This window comes from Aeromonas sp. FDAARGOS 1405 (genome assembly GCF_019048265.1).
GTDB lineage: Bacteria > Pseudomonadota > Gammaproteobacteria > Enterobacterales > Aeromonadaceae > Aeromonas > Aeromonas veronii_A.
In genome coordinates this window covers 1,567,221-1,583,306 of the sequence record NZ_CP077311.1, presented here as the reverse complement: position 1 = coordinate 1,583,306, position 16,086 = coordinate 1,567,221, and the positions used below count along the sequence as shown (strand labels likewise).

Annotated in this window: 16 protein-coding genes and 1 tRNA gene; 11 read left to right on the top strand and 6 right to left on the bottom strand. The window is 59.4% G+C overall.

The features are described 5' to 3' along the window. Positions 1-2 precede the first annotated feature (2 nt). Positions 3-1,529, bottom strand: coding sequence for a Re/Si-specific NAD(P)(+) transhydrogenase subunit alpha (pntA, locus tag I6L35_RS07450; RefSeq protein WP_005339757.1), 1,527 nt, complete (start codon positions 1,527-1,529; stop codon positions 3-5). Between the two features lie 507 nt (positions 1,530-2,036). Continuing rightward, positions 2,037-3,200 carry an alcohol dehydrogenase gene (gene yqhD, locus I6L35_RS07445; RefSeq protein WP_216979912.1) on the bottom strand — a complete coding sequence of 388 codons (1,164 nt, stop codon included), beginning with the start codon at positions 3,198-3,200 and terminating at the stop codon, positions 2,037-2,039. 157 nt (positions 3,201-3,357) lie between these two features. Between yqhD and I6L35_RS07440 the strand changes: the two genes are divergently transcribed. The 6 genes from I6L35_RS07440 to I6L35_RS07415 all read left to right on the top strand — a co-directional run bounded on the left by I6L35_RS07440 (position 3,358) and on the right by I6L35_RS07415 (position 7,949). Further along, positions 3,358-4,260 carry an AraC family transcriptional regulator gene (locus tag I6L35_RS07440; protein WP_005339751.1) on the top strand — a complete coding sequence of 301 codons (903 nt, stop codon included), beginning with the start codon at positions 3,358-3,360 and terminating at the stop codon, positions 4,258-4,260. Between the two features lie 17 nt (positions 4,261-4,277). Beyond that, positions 4,278-4,790, top strand: a complete 513-nt coding sequence (locus tag I6L35_RS07435; RefSeq protein ID WP_216979911.1) for a lipocalin family protein — start codon at positions 4,278-4,280, stop codon at positions 4,788-4,790. 456 nt (positions 4,791-5,246) lie between these two features. After that, positions 5,247-5,903 carry a DUF969 domain-containing protein gene (locus I6L35_RS07430; protein WP_198284053.1) on the top strand — a complete coding sequence of 219 codons (657 nt, stop codon included), beginning with the start codon at positions 5,247-5,249 and terminating at the stop codon, positions 5,901-5,903. Further along, positions 5,903-6,826: a DUF979 domain-containing protein gene (locus tag I6L35_RS07425; protein ID WP_216952266.1), complete on the top strand. Its 924-nt coding sequence runs from the start codon at positions 5,903-5,905 to the stop codon at positions 6,824-6,826. The genes I6L35_RS07430 and I6L35_RS07425 overlap by 1 nt, the downstream gene beginning before the upstream one ends. Positions 6,827-6,840: 14 nt before the next feature. Next, positions 6,841-7,488 (top strand): pyroglutamyl-peptidase I, encoded by a 648-nt coding sequence (gene pcp, locus I6L35_RS07420; protein WP_254204540.1) that lies wholly within the window; start codon positions 6,841-6,843, stop codon positions 7,486-7,488. Continuing rightward, positions 7,485-7,949 (top strand): gamma-glutamylcyclotransferase, encoded by a 465-nt coding sequence (locus I6L35_RS07415; RefSeq protein ID WP_215806574.1) that lies wholly within the window; start codon positions 7,485-7,487, stop codon positions 7,947-7,949. Before pcp ends, I6L35_RS07415 begins: the two co-directional genes overlap by 4 nt. A 65-nt stretch (positions 7,950-8,014) precedes the next feature. On the opposite strand, the gene I6L35_RS07410 is transcribed toward I6L35_RS07415, so the two are convergent. Continuing rightward, a complete protein-coding gene (locus tag I6L35_RS07410; RefSeq protein WP_216979910.1) occupies positions 8,015-9,907 on the bottom strand; it encodes a methyl-accepting chemotaxis protein in 1,893 nt (630 codons plus the stop codon). 260 nt (positions 9,908-10,167) lie between these two features. Continuing rightward, a tRNA-Trp gene (locus I6L35_RS07405) sits at positions 10,168-10,244 on the bottom strand. 201 nt (positions 10,245-10,445) lie between these two features. Between I6L35_RS07405 and I6L35_RS07400 the strand changes: the two genes are divergently transcribed. From I6L35_RS07400 to I6L35_RS07380, 5 genes are all read left to right on the top strand, one after another. Then, the gene (locus I6L35_RS07400) at positions 10,446-10,988 is read left to right on the top strand and encodes a hypothetical protein (RefSeq protein ID WP_216979909.1); all 543 of its coding nucleotides are present in this window, start codon (positions 10,446-10,448) and stop codon (positions 10,986-10,988) included. 99 nt (positions 10,989-11,087) lie between these two features. Beyond that, a complete protein-coding gene (locus tag I6L35_RS07395) occupies positions 11,088-11,282 on the top strand; it encodes a hypothetical protein (protein WP_133249581.1) in 195 nt (64 codons plus the stop codon). Continuing rightward, positions 11,263-12,183 (top strand): aspartate carbamoyltransferase, encoded by a 921-nt coding sequence (gene pyrB / locus I6L35_RS07390; protein ID WP_069526994.1) that lies wholly within the window; start codon positions 11,263-11,265, stop codon positions 12,181-12,183. Before I6L35_RS07395 ends, pyrB begins: the two co-directional genes overlap by 20 nt. Positions 12,184-12,198: 15 nt before the next feature. After that, positions 12,199-12,663, top strand: coding sequence for an aspartate carbamoyltransferase regulatory subunit (gene pyrI, locus I6L35_RS07385; protein ID WP_005339730.1), 465 nt, complete (start codon positions 12,199-12,201; stop codon positions 12,661-12,663). A 200-nt stretch (positions 12,664-12,863) separates the two neighbouring features. Further along, on the top strand, positions 12,864-13,355 hold the full coding sequence (locus tag I6L35_RS07380) for an arginine repressor (RefSeq protein ID WP_005339728.1): 492 nt from the start codon (positions 12,864-12,866) through the stop codon (positions 13,353-13,355). Between the two features lie 131 nt (positions 13,356-13,486). Here I6L35_RS07380 and I6L35_RS07375 read toward each other — a convergent pair whose 3' ends face one another. Then, a complete protein-coding gene (locus I6L35_RS07375; protein ID WP_005339725.1) occupies positions 13,487-14,893 on the bottom strand; it encodes a YfcC family protein in 1,407 nt (468 codons plus the stop codon). A 123-nt stretch (positions 14,894-15,016) separates the two neighbouring features. Continuing rightward, a complete protein-coding gene (gene argF / locus I6L35_RS07370; RefSeq protein ID WP_005339721.1) occupies positions 15,017-16,021 on the bottom strand; it encodes an ornithine carbamoyltransferase in 1,005 nt (334 codons plus the stop codon). Between the last annotated feature and the right edge of the window lie 65 nt (positions 16,022-16,086).

Here is a 16,086-nt window from a genome sequence, read left to right as displayed (position 1 = left end):
CCTTAATCCTTACGGAACATCTTCAGCATGCGCTGAGTGACGGTGAAACCGCCGAAGATGTTGATACTGGCAATCAGCACGGCGATGAACGCCAGCGCGGTGACCAGGGTCGACCCTTGCCCGATCTGCAGCAGGGCACCGACCACGATAATGCCGGAGATGGCATTGGTGACCGACATCAGCGGCGTGTGCAGGGCGTGAGAGACGTTCCACACCACGTAGTAACCGACCACACAGGCCAGGATGAATACGGTGAAGTGGGAGAGGAAGGCTGCCGGGGCAACGGAGGCGATCCAGCCGAAGGCGGCGATGCCGAGGGCACCGAACACGAACTTCTTGTTGGAAGGCTTGGCCTCTTCCTTCTTGGCGGCCGGTTTGGCGGCGGCCGGTTTCTGCGGGGCGGCAGAGACGGAGATGGCGGGCGGCGGGAAGGTCACTTCACCGGCCTGGATCACCGTCATGTTGCGCTGAACCACGTCTTCGAAGTCGATGGCAACGTTGCCGTCCTTCTCCTTGCACATCAGCTTCATCAGGTTGACCAGGTTGGTACCGTAGAGCTGGGAGGATTGGGCAGGCAGACGGCCCGGCAGATCGGTGTAACCGATCACCTTGACACCGTTGGCGGTGACATGCAGTTCACCAGGCACTGTGTATTCACAGTTGCCGCCAGCCTGAGCGGCCATGTCCACGATGACGGAGCCCGGCTTCATGCTGTCGACCATCTCTTTGGTGATCAGCTTGGGAGCAGGCTTGCCCGGGATCAGGGCGGTGGTGATGATGATATCCACCTCTTTGGCCTGCTGGGCGAACAGCGCCATCTCGGCCTTGATGAACTCATCGGACATGACTTTGGCGTAACCATCGCTGGATGCACCGTCTTCGCCACCGAAGTCCAGCTTGAGGAATTCCCCACCCATGGATTCGATCTGCTCGGCCACTTCCAGACGGGTATCGAACGCACGCACGATGGCACCGAGGGAACCGGCCGTACCGATGGCGGCCAGACCGGCTACGCCGGCACCGATCACCAGTACCTTGGCAGGCGGCACTTTACCGGCTGCGGTGATTTGACCGGTGAAGAAGCGACCGAACTGGTGCGCAGCTTCAACCACGGCGCGATAGCCACCGATGTTGGCCATGGAAGAGAGGGCATCGAGGGACTGGGCACGGGAGATCCGCGGCACCATATCCATCGCCATCACATTGATGTTGCGCTCGGACAGCTTCTTGACCAGCTCAGGGTTCTGGGCAGGCCAGATGAAGCTCACCAGAGTGGCGCCATCTTTAATTTGTGCGATCTCGGCATCGGTCGGCGCATTGACCTTGAAGATAAGGTCGGCTTGCCAGACATTCGGCACCACGCTGGCACCGGCAGCCTCGAAGGCGGCATCATCGAAGCTGGCCGACAGGCCTGCGCCGGTCTCGATGGCGACCTCGAAGCCGAGCTTTTTCAGCTGCTCGACGGTAGCCGGGGTCGCTGCGACCCGGGTCTCACCGGCGAGACTCTCTCTCGGTATTCCAATCTGCATGACTATTCCCTGATGGTTAATAAACAATCGCTGCCCAGTGTCTCACTTCTGACGAAACAAGACATGACCAAAGTGCAGGTCCAGGGCTCTTTGTTATGAAAATCAGTAGGCTTTACCTCAACCTCCTGTCATGGTCAGGCCCCCGCTTTTCAGGCGCGAAGGTGATTAGTATCAAATTTTGGAGTTTTATTACAACCGCAGTCCCGACGGCACTCGTACAGAATTCAGCCCATCCCTGGCTACGATTAAAAAAAACAAACCAAATTAGAGGCTTATACCAGTAAAAACGGCTGAAAAAAGTGATCCAACCAGTCAAAAAAAATGTTTTACCGGCCCTCTATCTTAGCGTTTTTTGTTCTTACGAAATCCGCTTTCGTCTCACTTCTCGCAGCGAAACGCCGAAAAGTAACATTTTCCCAACAAAAGCGGGGCCACTCAGCCGCCAGAAGGCGGGAGAGGGCCCCAGCAATTCAATCGTTTCGCCCGTTTGGCACCGATTGGCGGCCCTTACCAGGCCGCTTCATAAATATGCTGGCTCTGCACCAGATCGATATCGCTGTGCTCGCCCAGACGGGTCATGCCGTGCTCACCCAGCTTGCCGATCAGGGTGTCGATACCCAGATCTTTCAGACCGTAGTCGCGCAGTCGGGTCTTGACCCCCATCCGCTCGAAGAAGTCGCGGGTCGCGGCGATGGCATCATCGATGCGCTCCGCTTCGCTGCCGCTGTTCAGACCCCACACCCGCTCTGCGTATTGCAGCAGCTTGGCATGTTTCTGTTTGCGCTTGGCCTGCAGCAGGGCAGGCAGCACCACCGCCAGAGTCTGGGCGTGGTCGAGGCCATGCAGGGCAGTCAGCTCGTGACCCAGCATGTGGGTCGCCCAGTCCTGTGGTACACCGGCACCGATCAGGCCGTTCAACGCCATGGTGGCGCTCCACATGATGTTGGCGCGCACCTCGTAGTTGTGCGGCTCGGCCAGCGCCTTGGGCCCCTCTTCGATCAGGGTCAGCAGCAAGCCTTCAGCGAAGCGATCCTGCACCTTGGCGTTGACCGGATAGGTGAGGTACTGCTCCACGATGTGAACAAAGGCATCCACCACCCCGTTCGCCACCTGGCGCTCCGGCAGGGTGTAGGTGAGCACCGGATCCAGCACGGCGAAGCGCGGCATCACGAACGGAGAGAAGAAGTGCACCTTGTCGCCACTGCTGCGACGGGTGATGACGGCGCCCATGTTCATTTCGGAACCGGTCGCCGGCAGGGTCAGCACTGAGCCGAGCGGGATGGCGGAACGCACTTCGCTGCCAACGGTCTCGAGAATGTGCCAGGGATCCTTGGCCAGATCGTAGTGCGCGGCAGCAGCGATAAACTTGGTGCCATCGAGCACGGAACCACCACCAACGGCGAGCAGGAAGTCGACCCGCTCGGCACGGGCCAGCTCCACGGCGCCCATCAGGGTCTCGTAGGCCGGGTTCGGTTCGATGCCGCCAAATTCAAACAGGGTCATGCCGGCCAGCTCGTTACGGATCTGCTCCAACAAGCCGCTGCGTACCACGCTGCCACCACCGTAGGTGATCATGACGCGGGAATCGCTCGGAAGCTGCTCGCGCAGCTGGGCGATCTGCCCTTGGCCGAACAGGATTTTGGTCGGGGTATGGAGAGTAAAGTTGTTCATCGACATTGCCTTCTTCTGATAGTCAGGGCGGCCTGGCCGCGAAATCGTGATTGCATTTTTCTCCAGAACAACCCTACCATCAAGACAACATCCTGCTTGATTCTTGCCTATTTCTACAAAGCAGCGAAAACCGGAACTATCGAATCAAAGAGCGCCCATGCAAAACCGTTACAGCGACCTCGCAACCAGATTGACCCGCCACGTCACCGCACCCGGCATCACCCCATCACCGGTGAAACAGGTCAACCTCATCTATACCACCGAGCACCATGGCCGCACCCCGGTGCTCTACCAACCGCGGATGATCGTTATCCTGCAGGGACACAAGGTGGGTTATCTGGCGGATCAGGTGTTTCGCTACGACCCCAACCACTACCTGCTGATGACCCTGCCGTTGCCCTGCGAGTGCGAGTGCTTCGCCTCCCCCGAGCAGCCGCTTATCGGTTTTACCATCGAGATCGATCTGGTCACCCTGCAAGAGCTGCTGCTGGAGCTGGGCGATGCCCTGCCTGCCCCCGCGCCACAAAAGAGCGGCGTCCACTCGGTCCCCCTGTCGGAAACCATGTTCTGCGCCGCCGAGCGACTGATCGAGCTGATGGACAACCCGCTGCACGCCAGGGTGCTGGGACCGCAGACGGTGCGGGAGATGCTGTTTCACGCCCTCACCGAGGGGGGCGGCCCGGCGCTGCAGGCGCTCGCCAATCGCCACAACCATGTGGGCCAGATCGCCCGGGTGCTGCGTATGATAGAGTCCCGTTATGCCGACAACCTCACCATGGAGGAGCTGGCGCGGGAGGTGAACATGAGCGTCTCCGCCTTTCACCACCACTTCAAGGCGGTCACTGCCACCTCGCCGCTGCAGTACATCAAGTCGTTTCGCCTGCACAAGGCGCGGATGATGATGCTGCACGACGGTATCAAGGCGGGTACCGCGGCGGCCAGAGTCGGTTACGAGAGCAACTCCCAGTTCAGTCGGGAGTACAAGCGCTTCTTCGGCAGCACGCCGACGGATCAGGCCTCCCGCTTCCGGGATGGCCAGCTGCGCATCATCGAGGGATAACAACAGAGGGATTACTTATGCGTTCACTGCTTTGCCTGTTCACCGCTTTGCTGCTGACAGCCTGTACCGGGATTGCCGATGGCATCCGCCCCGTTACCGGCTTCCAGCTCGATCGTTATCTCGGTACCTGGTACGAAATCGCCCGCCTCGACCACAGCTTCGAGCGGGGGCTGGAGCAGGTGAGCGCCACCTACAGCCTGCGGGACGATGGCGGCGTCAAGGTGCTCAACCGCGGCAAGCAGAGCGATGGCAGCTGGCGCGAAGCCGAGGGCAAGGCCTACTTCGTCGGCAACCCGGACGAGGCGCGGCTCAAGGTGAGCTTCTTCGGCCCCTTCTACGGCGGCTACAACGTCATCGAGCTTGATCCCGATTACCAGCTCTCGCTGGTGACCAGCTACAACCACGACTACCTCTGGATCCTCTCCCGCTCACCCAACCCACCCAAGGCGAAGGTGGATGCGCTGATCGCCAAGGCGAAATCGCTGGGCTTTGCCACCGACCAGCTGATTTGGGTCAAGCAGACCCCCTGAGACAGCACCGGTGGCGATGCCGTCGCCACCGGTTCTCTCCGCCTCTCCCTTTCACTTTCCTCACCCCAGCTCCGCACAACCACAGTCATACCCAGCCATTCGCTGACGGTTGCCAGATAGACATTGCGCAACAATCCCCATCCCCCACCAACGGAAGAGAATAGCGATCATATTGTCAGCCCAATATTGTCGCCAGGCACCCCAAAATAATCTGAATGACTGATTAGGGGGCAAAAAATAGCCTGGACGGTGCAGGACTCACCATTTACCAGCGAACAATAAACCGGCAAAAACCCCCAATAGAAAACCAATCGAATCCCTTTTTGGGGATTTTTTGTTGCCATCGCAGTAACCAGATGATAAACAGCTCGGCCACCCCCAAATGCATATAAATATTCACTTTAACGAGGTGATTAATTGGAATTTATTAAATTAAGCGGAATTCTTATTATTTTATTGGGATTTTATTTCAAACTCGACACTCTGGCCGTCGTACTGGTGGCCGCCGTCACCACGGCGCTGGTCTCCGGTCTCTCCATGACCGATTGCCTCTCCCTGCTGGGGGAAGCCTTCGTCTCCAACCGCATGGTGACACTGTTTCTGCTGACCCTGCCGATGATCGGCATCTGTGAACGCTACGGCCTCAAACAGCAGGCGGTCACCCTGATCGAACGGATCAAGAAGCTCACCCCGGGCAAGTTCATGACCCTCTATATGTTTATCCGCGAACTGGCCGGTCTCTTCTCGGTGCGGGTTCAGGGTCACACCCAATTTATTCGTCCGCTGGTCAACCCCATGACTCAGGCAGCCGCCACCAAGGTGCACGGCAAATTAAGCGAAGAGGACGAGGAATATATCAAGGCGCGGGTTTCCGCCACCGAAAACTACGGCAACTTCTTTGCCCAGAATACCTTCGTCGCCTCAGCCGGGGTATTGCTGATCGTCGGCACATTTGAATCTCTTGGATATAGCGTCTCTGCCGTCGATATTGCCAAGGCATCCATGCCGATCGCCATTATCGCCCTGCTGATGGTGGCTATTTCCAATATGTGGTTTGACCGTCAGATGGCCAAGACATATACCGTGAGCAGCGACAAGGAGGGGCAACAATAATGGCGACCCTCATCCCCAACATGCTCGAATTCTTTTATGTGCTGATCGGCGTCATCCTGTTCAGCAGCGCCTGGCGCGTCCTGCGTGACCCCAGCCACCCGGCCAAAATCGGTACCGCCCTGTTCTGGACCATTCTGGGTGTACTGTTTGCCTTCGGCAGCTATATCCCCAATGTCATCAATGGCGTGCTGATCCTCGCCATGGGGGTCATCACCCTGCTCAAGCAGGTGAAGATCGGCAAGCTGGAGCAGGCGAGCGAGGAGGAGTCCCAGCGCCACGCCAGCCGCATCGGCAACCGGATCTTCCTCCCCTGCATCCTGCTGGCCGTGCTGGCGGTGGTGATCGCCCAGTTCACCCCCCTTGGCGGTCAGGTCGGTATCGGTCTGGCGGCGGTCATCGCCTTCGTCATCACGGTACTGCTGACTCGTGCCACCCCCTCTACCGTAGTGGGTGACTCCGACCGGATGATCCAGCAGGTCGGCATTACCGGCATTCTGCCGCAACTGCTGGCCGCGCTCGGGGTGATCTTCAACAAATCCGGCGTGGGCGATGTCATCTCCCACGGGATCTCCACCGTGGTGCCGGTCGGCAGCCCCTTCGTCGGGGTGGTGGCCTACTGCCTCGGCATGATGGTCTTCACCATGATCATGGGCAACGCCTATGCTGCCTTCACCGTCATCACCGCCGGCATCGGCATCCCCTTCGTCATCGCCCAGGGCGGTGACCCGGTGGTGGCCGGTGCGCTGGCGATGACCGCCGGCTTCTGCGGCACCCTGATGACCCCCATGGCCGCCAACTTCAACGCCCTGCCCGCCGCCCTGCTGGAGATGAAGGATCTCAACAAGGTGATCAAGGTGCAGGTACCGATGGCGCTGACGCTGGTGCTGATCCATATCGCACTCATGTATTTCTGGGCATTCTGACCATTCGGGAGAAGATGATGAAAGTACTGATTACCGGTTTTGACCCCTTCGGCGGCGAGCCCATCAACCCGGCATGGGAGGCGGTCAAACGCCTGCCAGAGACAATTCTGGACGCCACCGTGATCAAGGCGCAGATCCCCACCGTATTCGGCAAGTCAGCCACCCTGCTGGCGGAGCTGATGCGCCAGCACCAGCCTGACGTAGTGATCAACGTCGGTCAGGCAGGCGGCCGCTTCGCCATTACCCCGGAGCGCGTCGCCATCAACATCGACGATGCCCGCATCCCCGACAACGAGCAGCAGCAGCCCATCGACGAAGTGATTCAGGCCGATGGCGCACCGGCCTACTTCTCCCGTCTGCCCCTCAAGGGGATGGCGCAGCGCATCAAGGAGAACGGTATTCCGGCGGCGGTCTCCAACACCGCCGGTACCTTCGTCTGCAACCACATCATGTATCAGCTGCACTACCTGATCGAGAAAGAGTTCCCGGCGGTGCGTGGCGGCTTTATCCACGTTCCCTACATCACCGAGCAGGTAGCGGACAAGGTGAACCAGCCCTGCCTCGCCATGAGCGAGATTACCCGCGCGCTGGCGCTGGCCATCGAGGCGGTGGTGCTGCAGCAGGATGGCGATATCAAGGTCGTGGGCGGCGAGATCTCATGAGCCTTTGCCAGCCACGCCCGCTGTTCGTCTACGGCAGCCTGATGGACGGGCTGTTCAACTACCGCCGCTATCTGGCTCACCACGTGAGCCAGACGCCGCGACGCGCCCGGGTGCGCGGTGCCCTCTATCACCTGCAGCACAAGGGCTATCCGGCCCTGCTGCAGGGGGATGACTGGGTCTATGGCGAGCTGTTTGTGCTGGACGACTTCCCTGCCGCCATCGCGGCGCTCGACGAGATGGAGAACTTCCACGGCGAGGATGATCCCCAGAGCGAATATCTGCGCCAGCTCATCGAGGTGGAGATCTTCGACCCGGTGCAGGGGCGTTATGTCGGCCAGCAGCAGGCCTACCACTACCGCTACGTGGTGCAGCACGATCCCAAATGGCAGCAGGGCAAGCACTACCTGCCCGACGGCAACTGGCGCGCCTTCCATCTGGCGCAGCTGGAGAGCGCAGCCTGACGGTCAGCGACAATAACAAAGGGCAGCCCGCGGGCTGCCCTTTCTGTTGCTGGCGTGGCGGGATGTTAAAGCCGGAAGCGGCCGATCTCCTGCTCCAGCCGCTCGGTCAACGACTTGAGTTCGGCCGCCTGCGCCGCCTCGCTGCCCGCCTGCTCGGCCAGCTCTTGTGAGACGTGGCGGATATTCTCGGTATTGCGGCTGATCTCGCCGGTCACCGAAGTCTGCTCCTCGGCCGCTGCGGCGATCTGGGTCGCCATGTCGCTGATGGAGCCGATCGCCTCGTTGATCCGGGCAAGGCTCTGGTTGGCCGCTTCGGCATCCTCGACGCTGGTACCCGCCAGCTGACGGCTGGTCTCCATGCCGCCCACGGCGCGACGGGTAGTCTGCTGCAGGGTCTCGATCATCTGCTGGATCTCGTCGGTGGAGTCGTGGGTACGGCGCGACAACACCCTCACCTCGTCCGCAACTACCGCGAAACCGCGGCCCTGCTCACCGGCCCGGGCCGCCTCGATGGCGGCGTTGAGCGCCAGCAGGTTGGTCTGCTCGGCGATGCCGCTGATGGTCGCCAGAATGCCGCTGATCTTCTGGGCATGGCTGTCCAGCTCATTGATGATCTGGCTGGCATCGGCCACTTCGTCCGCCAGACCGGTAATGCTGCGCTGACTCTGGCCAACCTGGGATTGGCCGGCGACCGCCAGTGCAACCGCATCGGTGGCGGTAGTGGCGGCAAACTCGGCGTTACCGGCGATCTCCTGGGTGGCGGAGGCCATTTCGGTCACCGCGGTCGCCACCATTACGATCTCGTCCTGCTGCTGGCGCACCCGCTGACTGCGGGCCTGCGCCCCGGCCGCCTGAGCACGGGACTGGGCCGCCAGCTCGACGGTCACATCCCGCAACCGGCTGACGATACCGTGCAGCCGCGCCACGAACTGGTTGAAGTTCTGGGCCAGCTGACCCACCTCATCCTTGCTGTGGGTGTTGATGTGAACGGTGAGATCCCCCTCGCCGTGGGCAATGTCGTGCAGGGCGTGCGCGACCCGACCGAGATCGGCGAACAGGTATTTGAAGGTGGCGGTGAGCAGGGCGCTGAACACCAGCATCAGCACCAGGGTCAGCCCCACCAGCTCCCACAGCAGACTGCTGAGCGGCGCTTCCAGCACATCGCGATACATCACCATGGCCAGCAGCCAGTCGGTGCCCGGCACCGGTTGTACCGCCAGCAGCACATCCCGCCCGTCGAGGGTGGCGGCGTGCAGCTCGCTGTTTTCGCGGCCCCACTGCTGGAAGGTGGCGGCAGAGAGTCCCGGCGCCAGCTCGGCGATGGGCTTGAGTGCCAAATTCTTCTGCGGATGGCCGACGATGAGGCCGCTGCTGTCGAGCAACATGGCGTAGCCCTCACCCTGCACCTTCATCGCCAGCACTTCGTCGATCAGCTTGTCGAGCGCCAGGTTGGCCCCCACGGCACCGACCAGCTCCCCCTGATGGCGTACCGGCTCGGAGAGGGTGACCACCAGCTTCTGCATGGTGACGCTGACATAGGGGGCGGTGACGATGAGCTGCCCCGCCTTCACCGCATCCTGATACCAGGGGCGCTCGCGCGGGTCATAGTTGCCGGTGTTGAGGGAGGGATCCTGCCGGGTCATCACCCCCTGCGCGGAGCCAAAATAGGTGAGCCCGAAGCCGCCCGAGGTGTAGGCCTGCTTCAGGTGCGGCACCAGCTCGGCTTGGGGGTTATCGCTGATCAGATTGACCAGCGCATGGACGGTGTTCTTGCGATCCGTCATCCATTCGCCGATGGCGACCGAGTAGGCGTGGCCATAGTTGACCGCCTCGCTCTGGATGGCGCTCATGGTGCGGGATTTTAGGGTGTGAAAGGCAACGATGCCGAGCAGTGATGCCATCAGCAGCACTACGCCAAGACTGGTGGCCAGCAGCTTGCCGCGCAGAGAGAGGGTCATGACGACGAATCCTTGTTGTTGTGTCAGGCAGGGAAAACCCTGATGTATCAAAGGCTATCGGCCGCAATATGAACAGACTTTAGTGAATCCGTATATTTTTACATCTATCAACAACAGAGATTGCTACCATAAGTTGGTTGCTCGCTATTCCATGCTATCCAGCAGTGGAGCAATCAGGAGAAGAAACAGGGGGCGGGAGGGACAGACGGTGAACGCCGGAAATGCGAAAGGCCAGCTCAATGAGCTGGCCTTTCTGAAAATGGCAGGGGCGGCAGGACTCGAACCCGCAACCATCGGTTTTGGAGACCGCTGTTCTACCAATTGGAACTACGCCCCTGCAACAAACGAGGCGTAGTATACAAAGCGGGTTTCAAAGGTAAAGGCTTTTTTCACACTTTTAATGCGATTGCACAAATCCCGAACAAGTCGCGCAGATTTGTGCAGCAACAAGGGGTAACTTGCTGTATTTCCAGACTCAGCGGGGTAGGAATGGGGCATAAATGGGGGTAGGGTGAAATCAGGTACCGGGAGGCCACTTATGCTCAATTACCGATTGCTCCAACAACTGGCGCCCCTCAATTTCAGGGATGAACGCAAGACAGAGGCCCTGCCCGCCTATCTTGAACGGGTCGCGCCGCTGGTGCCCTTTATTCCTGAAAATGTGCTCTCCCAGTGGATTTACCGCCATTGGCGCGGTTTTGAGTCCAACTGGAGCTTTATCGATCTCGCCAGCCACCAGTTCGCATGCGAAAGCTGGCCCACCGCGCAACTGGTAGAGCAGGTGGACTCCCGCCATATGGAGGTGATCGAGCGCTGGGGGGAGATGCTGCGCAGCAACCGGTATGTCCGCCGCTCCTGGCTCGGCGAGAAGATGCTGAACGAAGGCACCTGGCCCGAACCTGTCATCGTACTGGCGCCGGAAGAGGGTTCCAGCTACCCGAACGGGCAACCGCTGCCGCAACCCTACTGCCTGCTGGAAGGACACCACAGACTCGGTTATTTGCGCGCCATGGCCCGCGATGGGGAATCGCTGCAAGAGACGCACAAGGTGTGGATTTGTCGTCATGTTTCCGCCACTTAAACGTTTTTCATGCTGAAATTGGCATCGGAAATAAAATTTTGACAATTAAAAAAGCGGCCCTATAATCTGTCCGGTTTTGAAAAAGGTCGGGACGAAACGATGCAGTTTTTGATTCAGAAAACAGCCTTGCAGACGGGTGGTGCGCACCAGAGCGGCCCCGTTGTTTCCGGTTCCCACCCCAAAGATCCCCAGTTATTTTTAAAAAAAGCCCCTGTTTCAGGGGCTTTTTTTTGTGCCCGAAAAACCTCCAATGATGTCAAAGGGAATGCAGACGATGACCAATCCACTCTATAAGAAACATGTCATCTCCATTTCGGACCTGACCCGGTCAGAAATGGAACTGGTAGTCTCAACCGCACAACGGTTGAAGGCTGAACCTGACACCAGCCTGTTGAAAGACAAGCTGGTTGCCAGCTGCTTCTTCGAAGCCTCCACCCGCACCCGCCTCTCGTTCGAGACCGCGGTACAGCGCCTTGGCGGCAACATCATCGGCTTCGCCGACGGTGGCAACACCAGCGCCAAGAAGGGCGAGACGCTGGCTGACTCCATCAAGATCATCGGCTCCTACTCGGATGCGGTGGTGATGCGCCACCCGAAAGAGGGGGCTGCCCGTCTGGCCTCCGAGTTCTCCCGCGTGCCGGTCATCAATGGCGGCGACGGCTCCAACCAGCATCCGAGCCAGACCCTGCTCGACCTGTTCACCATCCATGAGACCCAGGGCCGTCTGGACAACCTCAACGTTGCCTTCGTCGGTGACCTGAAATATGGCCGCACCGTGCACTCGCTGGCCCAGGCCCTCAGCCTGTTCAACTGCCGCTTCTTCTTCATCTCCCCGGAAGCACTGGCGATGCCGGACTACATCTGCGAAGAGCTGGAAGAGAAGGGTATCCAGTTCAGCATCCACCAGACCATGGAAGAGGTGATGCCGGAGCTGGACATCCTCTACATGACCCGCGTCCAGAAAGAGCGCTTCGACGAGACTGAATACAAGCACATGGCCGCCAAGTTCATTCTGGAGCTGGCGACTCTGGAAGGTGCCAAGCCCACCATGAAGATCCTGCATCCCCTGCCCCGCGTCGACGAGATCGATGTAGCGGTCGACAAGACTCCCCACGCTTGCTACTTCCAGCAGGCGGAGAACGGGGTCTATGCACGCCAGGCGCTGCTGGCACTGGTACTGAACGAAACTGTCTGAGCTTAGGGGAATATCATGTCTGACAAGAACCAACTGCAAGTCGAAGCCATCCGTCACGGCTCCGTCATCGATCACATCCCCGCTGGCCAGGGCATCAAGATCCTCAAGCTGTTCCAGCTGGTCGAAACCCAGGAGCGGATCACCGTCGGCTTCAACCTGAAATCCGGTGCGCTGGGCAAGAAGGATCTCATCAAGATTGAGAACACCCGTCTGACCGAACAGCAGGCCAACCAGCTGGCGCTGTTCGCCCCGAAAGCGACCGTCAACATCATCGAAGACTTCAATGTGGTGAAGAAGCACCAGCTGGAGCTGCCGGAGTTCATCGCCGGGGTGTTCCACTGCCCCAACTCCAACTGCATCTCCCATAACGAGCCGGTTGACAGCTACTTCCGGGTGCGCGAAGTGAAAGGCGTGGTACGGATGAAGTGCAAATATTGCGAGAAGTCCTTCACTCAGGACATCGTCAGCGAGCGTTACTGATATCTGATTGGGCCCCGCGGGGCCCATTTTTGAACCCTGTCACATCACCGAATTTCCAGTCAGCTATAATTTGCCATCGCAAGATGGTAATGCCCGCTCATTCCCTGCATATAGGCTGATTATCAGTGTTTTTATCTGATAACTGACTGCTATGGCAGATATCGCGCGTTTACCTCCGGTCATCATCAAAGGAATTCGCCGTGGTCAAAACCCTCAGTCGTCCCGTTGCCCAAGAGCCCGATCTGGCCCAGCTGGATGCCTGTCGCCAGATCATCGGTCAGCACTGCTACAGCACCCAGGAAGAGATCCGCCGCGAGCTGTCGGAGCGCGGCTTTGCCGACATCAGCCAGTCCACCATCTCCCGCCTGCTGCGCCGCCTCGGCGTGGCCAAGGCCCAAAATGCCAACGGCAAGAAGGTCTACACCCTGGTCGACGAGCAGCTGGAACCCGCCGGCAGCACCCGCTCGATCCACGACATGGTGCGCGAAGTGGTACACAACCAGCAGATGGTGCTGATCCACACCACTCCGGGAGCCGCCACCGTGGTGGCTCGCCTGCTGGATCGCAACGCCAATCCCGAGATCATGGGCGCCGTCGCGGGCAATGACGTTGTGCTGGTCGCGCCGCGCCATATCAGCCGCACCCGTCAGGCCCACGCCGCCGTGGTGCGCACCCTGGCGCAGGCCCGCTAACCCCTTCCATCGAATGCATCGAGGCGACCTGCGGGTCGCCTTTTTGTTGCCTGCGACTTTGTGTCCATCACTTCTTGCGCCCATAAAAAACGGGAGCCCGCAGGCTCCCGCTTCATCTTGCATGTCATCCCTCAGGAGAGCACGGCACCCAGGCTCAGGCAGACCACGATCAGCACGGTCAGGATACCGAGCAGCGGAGCCACCCATTTCAGCCAGCGCACATAAGGCACCTTGGCGATGGCCAGACCACCCATGACCACGGCGGAGGTCGGGGTCACCAGGTTCACCAGACCGGAGGCAGACTGGTAAGCAGTCACCACCAGATCGCGGCCCACGTTGGCGAAGTCGGCCAGCGGCGCCATGATCGGCATGGTCAGTACAGCCAGACCGGAGGAGGACGGCACCAGGAAGGAGAGCACCACTTCCAGCACGAACATCACGTTGATAAAGACGATAGTGGAGAGGCCGGTCACGATCCCTTCTGCACTGTGCAAAATGGTGTGAGTGATCATGCCGTTATCCATTACCACCACGATACCGCGGGCGATACCGATGATCAGCGCCACACCCAGCAGGTCGCGGGCACCATCGATAAAGTTGGAGGTCAGCTCCTCTTCGCTCATGCGGGAGATAAGACCAACGATGATGGCGGCAGCCAGGAACACGCCGGAGATCTGCGCCATCCACCAGCCCAGCACGGCCACACCGTAGATCATCACGGCAAAGGCGGCGACGAAGATACCCAGCACGATTTTACGGGTCAGGGTGAACTCCAGCATCTGGTCGCTCTTGTTGCCAAGGAAGTGGGCACGGTTCTCTTCCCACTTGTCAGCTACTAGGGATTTGCTCGGATCGCTGCGCACCATCTTGGCGTAACGCATGACGTAGGCAACGCAGAGCAGCCAACCGGCGACCAGCATGGCGACGCGCAGCCAGATACCGTCGGTGAAGGAGATACCGGCCGCATTGGCGGCAATCACGGTCGCAAACGGGTTGATGGTGGAACCCAGAGTACCGATACCGGCCCCCAGCAATACGGTTGCAGCCGCCACCACAGGGTCGAAGCGTGCGGCCATCATCACCGGCACCAGCAGGGTGTAGAAAGGCAGCGACTCTTCGGCCATCCCGTAGATGGTGCCACCTGCGGCAAACAGCGCCATCAGGATCGGGATCATCCACTCTTCACGGCCGCGCAGGCGGTCGGTCACACGTTCAATACCGGCATCAATGGCACCGGTCTTGGTCACAATGCCAAGAAAACCACCGATGATCAGGATAAAGAGGGAGACGTCGATGGCGCCTGCCTCATAGGTGTCGTGGTTATAGAGGCCATCGATAGGTGCCAGCAGCACATCGACGATCCCCTGGGGATTCCCCTCCACCAGTTTGTAGGTACCCGCCACCGGCACTTCTTTGCCGAGGGCTTCGTTCATGGTCATCTCGTATTTGCCGGCCGGCACTATCCAGCTCAGGGCGGCCACCAGGGCGATCAGCACAAACAGTATCGTGTAGGCTGACGGGAACTTGAATTTGGTCATGGTCCAGCTTCCTTCTGTGGGTGTGGTATCCATGCAGGCTGCGGGTTGTAGGGTTAGAGGTATTATGCCGCTGTCACATGGTCGAAAAGCCGGGGGTCGCCCCCCGGCACCACTACTGCGACCTTAGTCGCCCAGCGTAGCAACCATCACTGCCTTGATGGTGTGCATCCGGTTTTCGGCCTCGTCGAACACGATGCTGTGCTCGGATTCGAACACGTCCTCGGTCACTTCCAGGCCTTTCATGCCATATTTGTCAGCCACTTCCTTGCCCATGGTGGTCTCGTCGTTGTGGAACGCCGGCAGGCAGTGCATGAACTTCACATCCGGGTTCTTGGTGGCGTTGATGACATCCATGTTGACCTGATACGGAGTCATCAGTTTGACGCGCTGATCCCAGGCTTCTTTCGCTTCACCCATGGATACCCAGACGTCGGTGTAGAGGAAGTCAGCACCCAGCACACCCTCTTTCACATCTTCGGTCAGGGTGATGCGTGCGCCGGTCTCTTCGGCGATCAGGCGGCACTTGGCAACCAGCTCCTCTTCCGGCCAGAAGGCTTTCGGTGCGACCAGACGGATGTCCATGCCCATTTTGGCAGCGCCGACCATCAGGGAGTTACCCATGTTGTTGCGGGCATCACCCAGGTAGGCGAACTTGATTTGATCAAGACGCTTGCCCTTGCCGTGCTCCAGCATGGTCATGAAGTCGGCCAGGATCTGGGTCGGGTGGAATTCGTTGGTCAGGCCGTTCCAGACCGGGACACCGGCGTAGGCGCCCAGCTCTTCCACGATCTCCTGACCGTAGCCGCGGTATTCGATACCGTCATACATGCGACCCAGTACACGAGCGGTGTCCTTCATGGACTCCTTGTGACCGATTTGGGAACCGCTTGGGCCAAGGTAGGAGACTTGCGCGCCCTGGTCGAAGGCCGCCACTTCAAACGCACAACGAGTACGGGTGGAGGTCTTCTCGAAAATCAGGGCGATGTTCTTGCCGACCAGATGCTTGCGCTCGTAGCCACCGTATTTGGCTTTCTTCAGGTCGATGGCCAAGTCGATCATGTATTGGATTTCGCGCGGGGTGAAGTCCAGCAGTTTCAGGAAGTTACGGTTACGCAGATTAAAAGCCATGATGAGTTCTCTCTATATATGTTTCAGACCAGTTCGGGCAGTAGTGTTGACTACGCATTCTCAGT

What these genes read in the sequence shown, in the direction of transcription:
- pyrI (WP_005339730.1), top strand. Translation starts at nt 12,199, where the DNA reads ATGTCTGACAAGAACCAACTGCAAGTCGAAGCCATCCGTCACGGCTCC.
- I6L35_RS07440 (WP_005339751.1), top strand. Translation starts at nt 3,358, where the DNA reads ATGCAAAACCGTTACAGCGACCTCGCAACCAGATTGACCCGCCACGTC.
- I6L35_RS07410 (WP_216979910.1), bottom strand. Translation starts at nt 9,907, where the DNA reads ATGACCCTCTCTCTGCGCGGCAAGCTGCTGGCCACCAGTCTTGGCGTA.
- I6L35_RS07435 (WP_216979911.1), top strand. Translation starts at nt 4,278, where the DNA reads ATGCGTTCACTGCTTTGCCTGTTCACCGCTTTGCTGCTGACAGCCTGT.
- I6L35_RS07425 (WP_216952266.1), top strand. Translation starts at nt 5,903, where the DNA reads ATGGCGACCCTCATCCCCAACATGCTCGAATTCTTTTATGTGCTGATC.
- argF (WP_005339721.1), bottom strand. Translation starts at nt 16,021, where the DNA reads ATGGCTTTTAATCTGCGTAACCGTAACTTCCTGAAACTGCTGGACTTC.
- I6L35_RS07400 (WP_216979909.1), top strand. Translation starts at nt 10,446, where the DNA reads ATGCTCAATTACCGATTGCTCCAACAACTGGCGCCCCTCAATTTCAGG.
- I6L35_RS07375 (WP_005339725.1), bottom strand. Translation starts at nt 14,893, where the DNA reads ATGACCAAATTCAAGTTCCCGTCAGCCTACACGATACTGTTTGTGCTG.
- pyrB (WP_069526994.1), top strand. Translation starts at nt 11,263, where the DNA reads ATGACCAATCCACTCTATAAGAAACATGTCATCTCCATTTCGGACCTG.
- pntA (WP_005339757.1), bottom strand. Translation starts at nt 1,529, where the DNA reads ATGCAGATTGGAATACCGAGAGAGAGTCTCGCCGGTGAGACCCGGGTC.
- yqhD (WP_216979912.1), bottom strand. Translation starts at nt 3,200, where the DNA reads ATGAACAACTTTACTCTCCATACCCCGACCAAAATCCTGTTCGGCCAA.
- I6L35_RS07395 (WP_133249581.1), top strand. Translation starts at nt 11,088, where the DNA reads ATGCAGTTTTTGATTCAGAAAACAGCCTTGCAGACGGGTGGTGCGCAC.
- I6L35_RS07415 (WP_215806574.1), top strand. Translation starts at nt 7,485, where the DNA reads ATGAGCCTTTGCCAGCCACGCCCGCTGTTCGTCTACGGCAGCCTGATG.
- pcp (WP_254204540.1), top strand. Translation starts at nt 6,841, where the DNA reads ATGATGAAAGTACTGATTACCGGTTTTGACCCCTTCGGCGGCGAGCCC.